Here is a 12980-nt window from a genome sequence, read left to right as displayed (position 1 = left end):
GTCGCTGCGGTTGGACGAGCGGGTCGAGCTCGCGCCCCGGGACGTGCCCGTGGGGGCGCTGGGTGCCGCCGTTCAGGCCCAGGCGAGCGGAAGCAGGTGCTCGGTGCTGAGCGGTGCGAGCGGCAACGCCGCGGCTTCGGGAGCGGTGAGCCAGCGCGCCTCGGCGATCTCGGCGGCGGCGCTGACCGACGCGGGGTCGAGCGTGATCGCGAACGCCTCGGCGACGACGCGGAAGCCCGGCTCGTTCGCGGCATCCGACTCGAACCGGCCGAGGTAGACGAGGTCGGGCTCGGCCACGACGACACCGAGCTCCTCGTGCAGCTCGCGGACGAGGGCCGCGCCGGCGGACTCGCCCGGCTCGGGCTTGCCACCGGGCGCCATGAACCGCTCGGTGCCGCGCTTCCGGACGAGCAGGGTACGCCCGTCGCCGTCGGTCACGACCGCCGCACTCACGTGGACCTCCCCGGCCGGGACGGAGTCGCTCACGGCGCGAACACCTTTCCGGGGTTCAGGATGCCGGTGGGGTCGAAGACCCGCGCGATGCGCCGCTGGAGCTCCCACTGGTCGTCGCCGAGCTCGTCCGCGAGCCAGCGCCGCTTGAGGACGCCGACGCCGTGCTCGCCGGTGAGCGTTCCGCCGAGGCGCAGCGCCGACTCGAAGAGGTCTTCCGCCGCCTCCCAGATGACCTCCGGGACCTCGTCGCCGTCGAAGATGAAGTTCGGGTGCAAGTTGCCGTCGCCCGCGTGGCACACGGTCGGGATCGTCAGACCGAAGCGCTCCTCGATGCGGGCGATCTCGTCGAACATCGCGGGCAGGGCGCTGCGCGGTACCGAGACGTCCTCGATGAGCGCGGTTCCGAGGGTCTCCATCGCGGGATGCATCGACCGCCGCACCGTCCACAGCTGCTGGGCCTCGGCGTCATCGGCGGCGAGGCGCACGGTGCCGCCGGCGGCCGCGAGCACCGCGACGACGGCCTCCGCCTCGGCCGTCGCGCCCGGGCCGTCGGTCTGGACCGTCAGCTGCGAGGCACCGGGCGTGGGGGCGGGAAGCCCGAGCAGGCGGTGCGAGGCGGCGAGGGAGGTCGCGTCCATCAGCTCCATGATCGCCGGCTGGATGCCGGCCGCCGTGACGGCCGATGCCGCGACCGCGGCGGAGCGCACATCGGAGAACGTCGCGGCGATCGTCCGGGCCTGGCCGGGGACGAGGCGGCGGAGCTTCAGCGTCGCCGCGACGACGACGCCCAGGATGCCCTCCGACCCGATGACGAGCGAGGTCAGGTCGAGGCCCGTCACGCCTTTCACGGTGCGATGTCCGAGACGCATCAGGCGACCGTCTGCCAGCACGAGATCGAGGCCGAGGACCGCGTCTCGCACCACCCCGTACTTCGCGCAGAGCAGGCCGCCCGCGCCGGTGGCGATGTTGCCGCCGACGGTCGAGATGTCGCGGCTCGCGGGATCGGGCGCCCACCAGAGGCCGTGCTCCGCGAGCGCCGCGTTCAGCTGCCCGTTGAGGATGCCGGGCTCGACGACGGCGATGAGGTCGTCGGGGCGGACCTCGAGGATGCGGTCCATCGAACGCAGCGAGAGCCCGATCTCACCCGCGCCCGTGTTGGCGCCGCCCGCGAGGCCGGTGCCGGCGCCCCGCGGCACGACCGGGGTGCCGGTCGCGGAGGCGATGCGCATCGTCGCCTGGACGTCCTCGACGGTGCGGGCGTGAACGACGGCGAGGGGCGATCCGGATGCCGCCTGGCCCGACTTGTCCGCCCGAGCGGCGGCCCGACCGGCATCCGAGACGTCGACGCGGTCGCCGAGCTCGGCGACGAGCCGGGCGACGACGTCGGGAGCGGTCATGACAGGCGCCGGCGACCGGCGATCACACCGCAGGTCACCGCGATGACCCCGAAGACGAGACCGACCCACGCCTGGTCCATGCTCCACCACGCGATGGTGGCCGAGGCGTAGACGAACAGCTCGACGAGGGCGCGCACGAACGGGTGCACCATGAGCACGGCACGCGGCGAGACGAACAGTGCCCACAGGAGGATCGCGGCGACCGGAGCGCCGATGCCGAAGACCAGGTTGAGGGGGAAGTCCCACGCCGCGAAGCCCCAGATCGCGAAGGTGGCGAAGGCGAAGAGCTGGCAGGCGAAGGCGAGGAGGTCGATCACCGAGAGAGCCCGTCGCGTGCCGGCCGCCTGCTGCGGCGCCTCGGGGGTGGCGGGACGGACGTTCGGCAGTTCGGACATGCCTCCGATTCTAGGCGCCGGCCTCACGTCGCCGCCCCGGGAGGCACCTCGGGCGAACAGGTCACGCGCGCCCGGTCCACACGCGCCGGACGCGGAGGTCGGCGTCGAGCAGGACGGCATCGGCCGGGCTCCCGATCTCGAGCCTGCCGAGGTCGGGACGTCCGATCGCGCGCGCCGGCGTGGCCGTCAGCGCCGTCACGGCTGTCGGCAGCGTCACCCCCGCGACGACGGCCGTCCGCAGCGCGGCATCCTGCGTCAGGGTGGATCCGGCGATCGTGCCGTCTGCGAGCCGCGCCACGGTGTTCTCGACGCGCACCGCGAGCGCCCCGAGCACATAGTCTCCGTCGGCCGATCCGGCGGCCGCCATCGCGTCGGTGACGAGCGCGATGCGCCCCGGTGCGGCGGCGAAGGCGATCCGCACCACCTCGGGGGCGAGGTGCACGCCGTCGGCGATGACCTCGAGCGTGACGCGTGGGTCGGCGGTGGCCGCGCCGATCGGACCGGGCTCACGGTGGTGGAGGCCCGGCATGGCGTTGAAGGCGTGGGTGAGGATCGTGGCGCCGGCGTCGAAGGCCCGTCGAGCGGTTTCGGCGTCGGCGTCGGTGTGACCGACGGCGGCGGCCGCACCCGCGGCGACGATGCGCTCGATCGCGGTGAGGGCGCCCGGCAGCTCGGGGGCGATCGTCACCTGGCGGACGGTGCCGCGGCCGGCCTCGAGCAGCCGCGCCACGGCGTCGGCGGCGGGTCCGATGAGCAGCTCCGGATCGTGGGCGCCGTGGTGTCCGGGATCGAGGAACGGCCCCTCGAGGTGCGACCCCAGCACCGCGGCGTCCGTCTCTGCGAGGTCGGCGATGGCGGCGACCCGTCGGGCGAGGTCGTCGACGGATGCCGTGACGAGCGAGACGACCGCTCGGGTCGTGCCGTGCGCCCGGTGCAGCGCGCGCGCGGTGCGGATCGCCTCGGCACCGTCGTCGTATGCCGCGCCGCCGCCGCCGTGGCCGTGGATGTCGATGAAGCCGGGAGTGAGGATCGCGCCGGGGCCGGCGGCATCGGTGGCATCGACGACCTCGTCGACCGGTTCTTCGGCGACGGCATCGCGCCACGCGTCGCCGGTGCCCTGCGCGGCGACCCGCCCGTCGCGAACGACGAGCCAGGAGTCGGGCATCTCGCGGCCCCCGTCGACGAGCCGAACGGAATGGATGACGCGGTTCAGGCCGTCCATGCGACCTCCGGGGAAGCGGGGAAGCGGATGCCGAGGGTCGTCCACAGCGGTCCGAGCGCGCCGACGCGTTCGCGGAAGGACTCCCACGTGCGGCTGTCTGCGCTGCCGGTGGCAGCCGACCAGGCGGCTTCAGCGGCCGCCGCGATGCGAGGGAAGGCGAGTGCATCGATGTCGTGCAGGTCGCGGACGGTCTCGGTCCACAGCGGCGCTTCGACCCCGAGGATGTTGTCTTGCGAGATGCCGGACACGACCTCGCCGGGCTCCCACGAGTAGGCCCGTTCGAGGCTCGTCGGACCGTTCGCCCAGGTCAGGCCGAGGGGAGCATCGGCCGTCGGTTTCATGTCGAGGTACACGGCGTCGGCGGGCGAGAGGATGACGCGGCCGCCGCGCGCGACGAAGGCCCGCGCACGTTCGTCGGCACCGTCGGTCGGCGAGACGAGGCCCCAGTACTGGCCGATCGTGCCGGGCGCGAGATCCGCGGCGGCGCCGGCCTCGTGCCAGGCGATCGGCGTCTTGCCGAGGTCGGCGATGACCCGCGAGGTGCGGGCCACGAAGGCCGCGAAGTCCTCCGCGGGGGTGCCGTGCGCCTCGTCACCGCCGAAGTGCAGGTAGGGGCCGGGGGTCAGCTCCGCCAGCTCCGTCAGGACGTCGTCGACGAAGGCATCGGTCTCGGGTGCGCCGATGCGCAGCGACGAGAAGCCGACGCCCATGCCCGTGTACGCCTCGCCGGCGACGGGAGCGGGGCCGCCCGCGGCATCCCACCCGTCCAGCGCCGGTGGCGCGGCGACCTCGGGGTAGGCGAGCCCGACGGCGTGGGTGTGGCCGGGCATATCGAACTCGGGCACGACGGTCATGTGGTTCGCCGCGGCGTGGGCGATGATCGCGCGGTAGTCGTCGGCCGTGAAGAAGCCGCCGGCGCCGCCGCCCACCGCGCTCGCCGCCGCCCGGGCGGTGAGCTCCGGGCGGCGGGTCAGCGCGAGCCGCCATCCCTGGTCGTCGCTGAGGTGCAGGTGCAGGACGTTGAACTTGAGGCTCGCCGCCCGCTCGAGGTAGGCGGTGACGGTCGCGACGTCGTGGAAGTGGCGGGCGACATCGAGCATCACGCCGCGATACCCGAACCGGGGGGCGTCGTCGATGTCGACCCCCGGAATCACCCAGCCGTCGGACGAGCGGGTGATCAGCTGGCCGAGAGTCTGCACGCCGTAGAAGAGGCCCGCGGAGTCGGCGCCCCGGATCGAGATGCGGCGGTGGTCGACCGACAGCCGGTACGACTCGGGCGGTCCGTCGCTGTCGACCGAGAGGTCGATCGCGGCGCCGTCGAGCTCCCCGGTGCTGTCGGGCTCCGCGGTGCTGTCGGGCTCCGCGGCGCCGGGGGCCGCGGTGAGGTGGTGGCCGGTCCGCGTCAGGACGAGCCGGTGGAGGACGCCCGCGGCATCCGCATCCCCGGTTATGAAGACGGCGTCCGTCAGGGTGAACGCCACCCCCTTCGCGGGCGTGACCGAGGCGGGCAACGGGACCAGCGGCAGCGACATCAGCGCGCCCCTATCTGTAAGGGTGCCTAACAAACTTTGAGCCAGCGTATCAGTGCGGCATCCGTTATGCTCGGACGCGTCGCGACTGGCGTTGAGGTGGGCCACCACCGGGGAGCGACCGACACGGCATTCGACCGCACGCCTGGGCCGATGTGGAACTTCTCTGCTCGTGAAAGCCGTCGTCAGGAGATCGTCATGACCGATTCGTACTTCAACGCCCCGCTCGCGGAGGTCGACCCCGAGATCGCGCAGGTGCTCGAGCGCGAGCTCGACCGCCAGCGCGGCTACCTCGAGATGATCGCTTCCGAGAACTTCGTGCCCGTCTCGGTGCTGCAGTCGCAGGGCTCGGTGCTCACCAACAAGTACGCCGAGGGCTACCCCGGACGCCGCTACTACGGCGGCTGCGAAGAGGTCGACGTCGCCGAAGAGCTGGCGATCTCGCGCGCGAAGTCGCTCTTCGGCGCCGAGTTCGCCAACGTCCAGCCCCACTCGGGTGCGACGGCCAACGCCGCCGTCCTGCACGCGATCGCGCGCCCCGGTGACACGCTCCTCGGCCTCTCGCTCGACCACGGCGGCCACCTCACGCACGGCATGAAGATCAACTTCTCGGGCCGGCTCTACGACATCGTCGCCTACGGCGTGAACCCCGACACCTCGCTGATCGACATGGACGAGGTCCGTCGCCTCGCCCTCGAGCACAAGCCGAAGGTGATCATCGCCGGCTGGTCGGCCTACCCCCGCCAGCTCGACTTCGCCGCCTTCCGTGCGATCGCGGACGAGGTCGGCGCGTACCTCTGGGTCGACATGGCGCACTTCGCCGGTCTCGTCGCCGCCGGTGTGCACCCGTCGCCGGTGCCGCACGCCCACGTCGTCTCGTCGACGGTGCACAAGACCATCGGCGGCCCCCGCTCGGGCATCATCCTCACCAACGACGCCGACCTGGCGAAGAAGATCAACACCGCCGTCTTCCCGGGCCAGCAGGGCGGCCCGCTCATGCACGTCATCGCGGCGAAGGCGACGGCGTTCAAGCTCGCAGCGACGCCGGAGTTCAAGGAGCGCCAGGAGCGCACCGTGCGCGGCGCCGCGATCATCGCCGACCGACTGACGCAGCAGGATGTCGCGGATGCCGGCATCGCCGTCCGCTCGGGCGGCACCGACGTGCACCTCGTGCTCGTCGACCTGCGCGACGCCGCGATCGACGGCAAGCAGGCCGAAGACCTGCTGCACGAGATCCACATCACCGTCAACCGCAACGCGGTGCCCAACGACCCGCGCCCGCCGATGGTCACCTCGGGCCTGCGCATCGGGACGCCCGCTCTCGCGACCCGCGGCTTCGGCGACGCCGAGTTCACCGAGGTCGCCGACATCATCGCGCTCGCGCTGCAGCCCGGCGCCGACCTCGAGGCCCTGCGTGCTCGCGTCGCGACGCTCGCCGACGCCTTCCCGCTGTACCCCGGCCTGCAGCAGTAACCCGGCGTCGCCGGTCGCCGGCCGGTCGCCGAGAACGCACCCTCCCCGCGAGAACGCACCCGGCACGGTACGTTCTCGCCCGGAGCGTATGTTCTCGGCGACCGCGCCCCGGCGACCGCGACCATCTCGAACGGAGAACGACATGACCGCGCAGAAGCTCGACGGGCGGGCCACCGCCGCTGCCATCAAGACCGAACTCGCCGAGCGCGTCGCCGCGCTGAAGGCCCGCGGAGTCACCCCGGGCATCGCGACGGTGCTCGTCGGGGCCGACCCGGCATCTCAGCTGTACGTCGGGATGAAGCACCGCGAGTCCGAGGCGATCGGCATGAACTCGATCCAGATCGAGCTGCCGGCCGAGTCGACGCAGGCGGAGGTCGAGGAGGTCATCGACCGCCTCAACGCCGACCCGACGTGCCACGGCTACATCGTGCAGCTGCCGCTGCCCAAGCACCTCGACACCGACCGGGTTCTCGAGCGCATCGATCCCGCGAAGGATGCCGACGGCCTGCACCCCGTCAACCTCGGGCGTCTCGTGCTCAATGTCAACGACCCCATTACGACGCCGCTGCCGTGCACGCCGCGTGCCGTCATCGAGCTGCTGCAGCGCAACGGATACGACCTCGCGGGCAAAAACGTCGTCGTCGTCGGGCGCGGTGTCACGATCGGCCGGTCCATCGGTCTGCTGCTGACCCGCCGCGAGATCAACGCCACGGTGACCCTGACCCACACCGGAACTGCCGACCTCGGCGCGCACCTGCGCGAGGCCGACGTCATCGTGGGTGCCGCGGGCGTGAAGCACCTCGTCACCGCCGCGGACGTCAAGCCGGGCGCCGCCGTCCTCGACGTGGGCGTGACCCGCGAGAACGACCCCGAGACCGGCAAGTCGAAGGTCTACGGAGACATCGCGCCGGATGTCGCCGAGGTCGCGGGCTTCCTCTCGCCCAACCCGGGCGGCGTCGGCCCGATGACCGTCGCCCTGTTGATGACCAACGTGGTCGAGGCCGCCGAGCGCGCGACCGCCTGAGCCTGCTTCCTCCACCCGTCGACTCGCCAGAGAACGCGGATCCGGGCGGGCCGGCATCCGCACTTTCTGGCGAGTCGACGGGAGCTCAGAGGAAGCGGGAGAGGAAGGCGCGGGTCCGGGGCTCGCGGGGAGCGCCGAACACCTCCGACGGCGCGCCCTCCTCGACGATGACGCCCTGGTCGAGGAAGACGACGCGGTCGGCGACATCCCGCGCGAACGCCATCTCGTGCGTCGCCATGAGGATCGTCGACCCGGCCACGGCGAGGTCGCGGACGAGCTCGAGTACCTCCCCGACGAGCTCGGGGTCGAGCGCCGAGGTGATTTCGTCGAGCAGCAGCACCTCGGGATCCGTCGCGATCGCGCGGATGATCGCCGCCCGCTGCTGCTGACCGCCCGAGAGCCGGTCGGGGTGCTCCCCGGCCTTGTCGGCCAGCCCGATGCGCGCGAGCAGCTCGCGCGCACGCGCCTCCGCCTCGCGCCGAGGCACGCGGTGCACGACGCGCGACGCGAGGGTCACGTTGTCGAGCACCGACAGGTGCGGGAAGAGGTTGTAGCTCTGGAACACCGCGCCCAGCCGCGCGCGCACCGCGTTCGCGTCGACGCGAGGGTCGGAGATGTCGTCGCCGGCCAGCAGGATCTGCCCGTCGTCGATGGGCTCCAGCAGGCCGAGGCAGCGCAGCAGCGTCGACTTTCCCGAACCGCTCGCGCCGATGAGGGCGACGACCTCGTGGCGGGCGAGCGACACATCGACGCCGCGCAGCACCTCTTTGTCGCCGAACGACTTGCGGATGCCGCGGGCGTGCAGCACGTCGGCAACGGTGCCGGGCGCGGTGCCGGGGCGGTTCCGGCTCACAGGATCGATCCCGTCTGCTCGCGGCGTCGGAGCCTCGCGGTGTACCAGTCCGTCAGCCGGATCGTCGGGATCGCGAGCAGCACGAACAGCACGCCTGCCACGACGTACGGGGTGAAGTTGTAGGTCGTCGCGACCACGCCCCGCGCCTCGGCGATCGCGTCGAACGCCGCGAGGATCGAGATCAGTCCGACATCCTTCTGCATGGAGATGAAATCGTTCATGAGCGGCGGGGTCATCTTGCGCAGCGCCTGCGGCAGCACGACCCGCACGAGGGTCTGCGGGTAGCTGAGTCCGAGTGCGCGGGCGGCGAGACGCTGCGACGGATGCACCGACTCGATGCCCGCCCGCACGACCTCCGCGACGTAGGCGGAGTACGTCAGCGTGATGGCGAGGACTCCCAGAAGCACCGGATCGATGCGGGTGTTCAGGATCGTCGGCAGCCCGAACCCGATCAGATACAGCACGATGACGAAGGGCAGGCCGCGGAAGAGGTCGGTGTAGGCCGCGGCGATCAGCCGGAGCGGGAAGAACACCGGTCCGCGCAGGGTCCGCAGCAGCGCCAGCACCAGCGCCACCGCGGCGACCGTGAAGACCGAGATGGCGAGCACCTGCAGGTTCACGAGGAAGCCCTGCCACACCTCGGGGAGGGCCTGCAGCGCGACGGCGGGGTCGAAGAAGCTCCGCTGGACGGTCGCCCAGCCCTCCGTGTTGATCACGGTCACCCAGACGACCGCGGCGAAGGCGAGTGTCGAAGCGACGGCGATCAGGACCGACCGGCGCTCGCGGCCGCGCCGATACGCTCGGCGCTCGAGTTCGAGCGCGCTCGGGACGGAGGTGATCACGGATAGACGCTAGCGCGCCCTCACTGGAGGAGCGTCACGCCCTCCGTGAGCCCCGAGAGCCACTTCTGCTCGAGCTCGGCGAGGGTGCCGTCCTCGCGCAGCTCGTCGACGGCGGCCGTCACGGCGGGGGTGAGCGGCGAGTCCTTCGCGAGCAGCAGGCCCCATTCGTCCTCGATGCCCGCCTTCGGCAGCTCGCCGACGAAGAACGAGTTCTCGATGTAGAAGTTGACCGCGAGGTAGGCGGTGGGGGTGTCGAGCACGATTGCATCGATCTGCCCCGCGCCGAGCGCGGCCACGGCATCCTCGTTCGAGTTGTACAGGCGAGCCTCGGCGTCGGGCGCGACCTCTGCGAGGGTCTGCGCGCTCGTGGAGTTGGCCATCGCGCCGATCGTGAGGTCGGTCAGCCCTGCGATGTCGGAGACGCCGTCGGCCACGCCGCCCCGGATGGCGACGATCGACTGGCTCGCGGAGTAGTAGGGCGAGGAGAAGTCGACGCCCTGCTTGCGCTCGTCGGTGATCGTGTACTGCTGGACGTTGATGTCGAAGCTCTTCGGACCCGGCGCGATCGCGGCCTCGAAGCTCGTGCGCACCCACACGACGTCGTCCGGTGCGAAGCCGAGCTTGTCGGCGACGGCGTAGGCGACGGCGGCCTCGAAGCCCTCGCCCGACTCGGGGTCGTCGTCGACGAAGTACGGCTCGTAGGCCGTCTCGCCCGTGGCGAAGGTGAGCTTGCCGGGGGTGACGTAGTCCTCGGCGGCGGGTCCCGACGCGGCGTCGCCCGAGGCAGCGGGTGCGGGAGAGGACGAGCAGCCGGCGAGGACGATCGCGAGAGCGGCGACGCCGATCGAGGCGGCGCGGACGAGAGAGCGGGACATCGGGGAACCTCCGGGTGCGGATGCCGCGCATCGGCGTGCTGTCACCGGCGGCTGCATCCATTCTCACCCGGCCGGGATGCCGCGGCGCGCGCGGGTCGTCGTGTTACGCGGCCTCCCTGCAGGCCCGGCTGCGGGCCCGAACCCCGCGAGGTCCCACTTGGGCCGGGTGAGCGCGGCTCACACCCGGCCCAAGTGGGACCTCGCAGGGGGTGGACCCGCGGGGGTGGGGTCGGGCAGGATCGGCGGCGTGCGAGACGACGGCGGTGGGGGAGGGTGCAGGAGAGCGGGCGCGATCACGACGCAGCGGCTGCGCTCGCACCTGCTGAGCAAACGCGCGTCGTCACTCGGCGAGGCCGGGGCCCACATGCTCGCCGTGCAGGCGCAGGAGTTCTGGTCGGGTCGATGGGCGCTGGCGGTCCGCACCGACGGCGAGCCTGCTCTGAGCGAGGTGGATGCCGCGTTCGAGGACGGCACGCTCGTGCGCTCATGGACCCAACGCGGCACCCTGCACATCGTGCGCTCGGTCGACCTCGCCGGGATGCTTGCGGTGACCGCCGACCGGCAGCAGCGTGCCGCGGCGGGCATCCTGCGCGGGCTCGCGATCGACGAGGCGGTGCTGGCGACGGCTGAGCGTGCCGCCCGACAGGCACTGCGCGGCGGGAACCGGCTCACGCGCGACGAGTTCGCCGACCTCCTGCGCGGTGCCGGCATCGGGACCGAGCGCTCGCGCGGCAACCACATCCTCTCGGCGCTCGCCGTCCGCGGGGTGCTCGCCTTCGGCCCGGTGGTGCCGCGCGAGGGCGGACCGACCCGCGACCAGTTCTTGGTCGCCGTGGACGAGTTGCCGTCCGGACGGGTGCCCGATAATCCGCTGGCCGAGATGTTCGCCGGCTACATCCGCTCGCACGGACCGGCCCGCGTCGAGGACTTCCGCTGGTGGGCGGGGCTGCCGATCGGAATGGCACGACGTGCGGCCGAGGCGGCCGGCGACCGCGTGGTCGAGATCGAGGCCGGGCTGTTCGCGGCACCGGGCGCGGGGCCCGGCGTGCCGGCATCCGTTGCCGGGGTAGACCCGGAGCGCGACAGCGGGGATGTCGTCGCCCTCCCCGCCTTCGACGAGTACTTCCTCTCCTACGCCGACCGGACGACCGTCTGCGCCCCCGACCTCGCGGCTCGGATCGGCCCCACCCTGAACGGTCAAGTCGCGCCGATCCTGGTCTCCCGGGGACAGGTGATCGGCACGTGGCGCCACTCCGCCGCCGCCGGGCGGCACCATCTGCCACCTGAGCCCGCGCTCGTGACAGACCCAGCGGTCGCGGCATCCGCGATCGAGGCGTCGCTCGCCCGGGTCTCACGCTCCCTCGCCGGCTGAGCTCCCGCGTGCCCCGCCGAGGTCCCACTCCGGCCGGGTATCACGGGGTCATTCCCGGCCGAAGTGGGACCTCGAGCGCTGCCGGCGAGTCAGCCGGCGGCGTGGCGGTCGAGGAAGGCGTAGACCTCGCCGTCGTCGACACCGGGGAAGTTGCCGCGCGGCAGCGGCGAGAACATCTGCATGTGCACGCGGGCGCTCGGCCAGGCCTTGCCCTCCCATCGCGACGTCAGGTCGGGGTCGGGCCGCCGGCAGCATGACTCGTCGGGGCACGTGGATGTCGCCCGCTTCTGCGTCTCGCGGCCGCGGAACCAGCGGGCGTCGTCGAACGGCACGCCGACGGTGATCGAGAACTCGCCCTCGGCGGTGGTCCCGGTCTGGCTCGAGCACCAGAACGTCCCGCCCGGGGTGTCGGTGTACTGGTAGTGCTCGACCGTGCGGTTCTGCTCCTCGAACGCCGACCGCGCCGAGAAGGCCCGGCACACGACCTGGCCCTCCACGCTGCCGGTGACGTCCATCGGCAGCGGCAGGCCGTCGTTCTCGTAGACCCGCGTGATGGCCCCCGCGCCATCCACGCGCAGGAAGTGCAGCGGGATGCCGAGATGCCGGGTCATGAGGTTCGTCATGCGCATCCCGGCTGCCTCGTGCGTCACCCCGAACGCGTCGCGGAAGTCCTCGACCGCGAGGTTGCGGTCCTTCTTCGCCTGCGACAGGAACGCGACCGAGGCCGTCTCGGGCATGAGGCAGCACGCGGCGTAGTAGTTGATCTCGAGGCGCTGCTGCAGGAAGTCGGCGTAGTCGCTCGGGGGAGTGTGGCCGAGCAAGCGGTGCGCCATCGCCTGCAGCGCCATCGACCGCAGGCCGTGACCGCCCGGGATCGAGGCCGGCGGAAGGTAGATGCGCCCGTTCTCGAGGTCGGTGACCGAGCGGGCGGAGTGCGGGAGGTCGGCGACGTAGAGCAACTCGAACCCCAGCTGCTCGGCCATGATGCTCACGGTGCGGTGCGTCAGCGCACCCGAGGTGTGTCCGGCCGCCTTGAGCTGCTTCTCGGCGAGGCGCTCGATGTCAGGGAGGTAGTTCGCGACCTCGCGCATCCGCAGGCGCAGCTCCGTGTTCGCACGCCGGGCTTCCTCCGGGGTCGCGATCGCCTCGCGCTCGCGGCGCTGCAGTTCGCGATGCAGTCCGAGGATGGACTCGAGCGTGTCGTCGCTCATCGTTTTGCCCGCGCGCACCGGTGCGATGCCGAGCCGTCGGAATACGGAACTGGCCTGCGCCCGCTCCAGCTCGAGCTCGAGGGCGGCCCGGCGGTTCGGCGGTTCGGGCGAGAGCAGGTCGGTCACGTCGGTGCCGGTCGCCGACGCGATCGCCTGCAGCAGCGAGAGCTTCGGCTCGCGTCGACCGTTCTCGATCAGGCTCAGCTGGCTGCCGGCGACGCCGACCTGTGCGCCGAGCTCGTCGAGTGTCAGCCCGCGGGCGACGCGGTGGTGGCGGATGCGGTGCCCGAGGGTCGCGAGTTCGATTCCGGATGCGGCCATTCCTTGATCATAG

12 protein-coding genes and 1 riboswitch are annotated in these 12980 nt (G+C 72.1%); of the genes, 3 read left to right on the top strand and 9 right to left on the bottom strand.

From position 1 onward, the window contains the following. Positions 1-72: 72 nt before the first annotated feature. The 5 genes from O1W71_RS11260 to O1W71_RS11240 form a co-directional block, all read right to left on the bottom strand. The gene (locus tag O1W71_RS11260) at positions 73-486 is read right to left on the bottom strand and encodes an NUDIX hydrolase (protein WP_162815470.1); all 414 of its coding nucleotides are present in this window, start codon (positions 484-486) and stop codon (positions 73-75) included. Continuing rightward, positions 483-1850: an FAD-binding oxidoreductase gene (locus O1W71_RS11255; protein WP_269267924.1), complete on the bottom strand. Its 1368-nt coding sequence runs from the start codon at positions 1848-1850 to the stop codon at positions 483-485. The genes O1W71_RS11260 and O1W71_RS11255 overlap by 4 nt, the downstream gene beginning before the upstream one ends. Then, on the bottom strand, positions 1847-2245 hold the full coding sequence (locus O1W71_RS11250; protein WP_269267923.1) for a YrdB family protein: 399 nt from the start codon (positions 2243-2245) through the stop codon (positions 1847-1849). Before O1W71_RS11250 ends, O1W71_RS11255 begins: the two co-directional genes overlap by 4 nt. A gap of 61 nt (positions 2246-2306) precedes the next feature. Next, positions 2307-3467: an N-acetylglucosamine-6-phosphate deacetylase gene (gene nagA, locus O1W71_RS11245; RefSeq protein WP_269267922.1), complete on the bottom strand. Its 1161-nt coding sequence runs from the start codon at positions 3465-3467 to the stop codon at positions 2307-2309. Then, on the bottom strand, positions 3455-4999 hold the full coding sequence (locus tag O1W71_RS11240) for a family 20 glycosylhydrolase (protein ID WP_269267921.1): 1545 nt from the start codon (positions 4997-4999) through the stop codon (positions 3455-3457). Before O1W71_RS11240 ends, nagA begins: the two co-directional genes overlap by 13 nt. A gap of 71 nt (positions 5000-5070) precedes the next feature. Beyond that, positions 5071-5154, top strand: a riboswitch (ZMP/ZTP riboswitch). Between the two features lie 40 nt (positions 5155-5194). Here O1W71_RS11240 and glyA point away from each other — a divergent pair. Together glyA and O1W71_RS11230 are read left to right on the top strand one after the other, a co-directional pair. Continuing rightward, positions 5195-6469 (top strand): serine hydroxymethyltransferase, encoded by a 1275-nt coding sequence (gene glyA, locus O1W71_RS11235; protein ID WP_269267919.1) that lies wholly within the window; start codon positions 5195-5197, stop codon positions 6467-6469. 142 nt (positions 6470-6611) lie between these two features. Beyond that, a complete protein-coding gene (locus tag O1W71_RS11230) occupies positions 6612-7493 on the top strand; it encodes a bifunctional methylenetetrahydrofolate dehydrogenase/methenyltetrahydrofolate cyclohydrolase (RefSeq protein WP_112617598.1) in 882 nt (293 codons plus the stop codon). An 85-nt stretch (positions 7494-7578) separates the two neighbouring features. On the opposite strand, the gene O1W71_RS11225 is transcribed toward O1W71_RS11230, so the two are convergent. Genes O1W71_RS11225 through O1W71_RS11215 form a run of 3 tightly spaced genes read right to left on the bottom strand, consistent with a single transcriptional unit; the run spans position 7579 to position 10063 of the window. Then, positions 7579-8301 (bottom strand): amino acid ABC transporter ATP-binding protein, encoded by a 723-nt coding sequence (locus tag O1W71_RS11225; RefSeq protein ID WP_269268044.1) that lies wholly within the window; start codon positions 8299-8301, stop codon positions 7579-7581. A 41-nt stretch (positions 8302-8342) separates the two neighbouring features. Further along, on the bottom strand, positions 8343-9188 hold the full coding sequence (locus tag O1W71_RS11220) for an amino acid ABC transporter permease (protein ID WP_269267917.1): 846 nt from the start codon (positions 9186-9188) through the stop codon (positions 8343-8345). Between the two features lie 20 nt (positions 9189-9208). Then, a complete protein-coding gene (locus O1W71_RS11215) occupies positions 9209-10063 on the bottom strand; it encodes an ABC transporter substrate-binding protein (protein WP_269267916.1) in 855 nt (284 codons plus the stop codon). 247 nt (positions 10064-10310) lie between these two features. Between O1W71_RS11215 and O1W71_RS11210 the strand changes: the two genes are divergently transcribed. Continuing rightward, a complete protein-coding gene (locus O1W71_RS11210; RefSeq protein WP_269267915.1) occupies positions 10311-11435 on the top strand; it encodes a winged helix DNA-binding domain-containing protein in 1125 nt (374 codons plus the stop codon). An 89-nt stretch (positions 11436-11524) separates the two neighbouring features. On the opposite strand, the gene O1W71_RS11205 is transcribed toward O1W71_RS11210, so the two are convergent. Further along, on the bottom strand, positions 11525-12967 hold the full coding sequence (locus O1W71_RS11205; RefSeq protein ID WP_269267914.1) for an XRE family transcriptional regulator: 1443 nt from the start codon (positions 12965-12967) through the stop codon (positions 11525-11527). Positions 12968-12980: the final 13 nt, after the last annotated feature.

It is taken from the genome of Microbacterium sp. H37-C3, from assembly GCF_027157935.1.
GTDB classification, from domain to species: domain Bacteria; phylum Actinomycetota; class Actinomycetes; order Actinomycetales; family Microbacteriaceae; genus Microbacterium; species Microbacterium plantarum.
This window is presented reverse-complemented; position numbering and strand designations above follow the sequence as displayed.

Excerpts from the sequence above, each read along its gene's own strand:
- O1W71_RS11255 (WP_269267924.1), bottom strand. The coding sequence starts at position 1,850 with ATGACCGCTCCCGACGTCGTCGCCCGGCTCGTCGCCGAGCTCGGCGAC.
- O1W71_RS11250 (WP_269267923.1), bottom strand. The coding sequence starts at position 2,245 with ATGTCCGAACTGCCGAACGTCCGTCCCGCCACCCCCGAGGCGCCGCAG.
- nagA (WP_269267922.1), bottom strand. The coding sequence starts at position 3,467 with ATGGACGGCCTGAACCGCGTCATCCATTCCGTTCGGCTCGTCGACGGG.
- O1W71_RS11240 (WP_269267921.1), bottom strand. The coding sequence starts at position 4,999 with ATGTCGCTGCCGCTGGTCCCGTTGCCCGCCTCGGTCACGCCCGCGAAG.
- glyA (WP_269267919.1), top strand. The coding sequence starts at position 5,195 with ATGACCGATTCGTACTTCAACGCCCCGCTCGCGGAGGTCGACCCCGAG.
- O1W71_RS11230 (WP_112617598.1), top strand. The coding sequence starts at position 6,612 with ATGACCGCGCAGAAGCTCGACGGGCGGGCCACCGCCGCTGCCATCAAG.
- O1W71_RS11215 (WP_269267916.1), bottom strand. The coding sequence starts at position 10,063 with ATGTCCCGCTCTCTCGTCCGCGCCGCCTCGATCGGCGTCGCCGCTCTC.
- O1W71_RS11205 (WP_269267914.1), bottom strand. The coding sequence starts at position 12,967 with ATGGCCGCATCCGGAATCGAACTCGCGACCCTCGGGCACCGCATCCGC.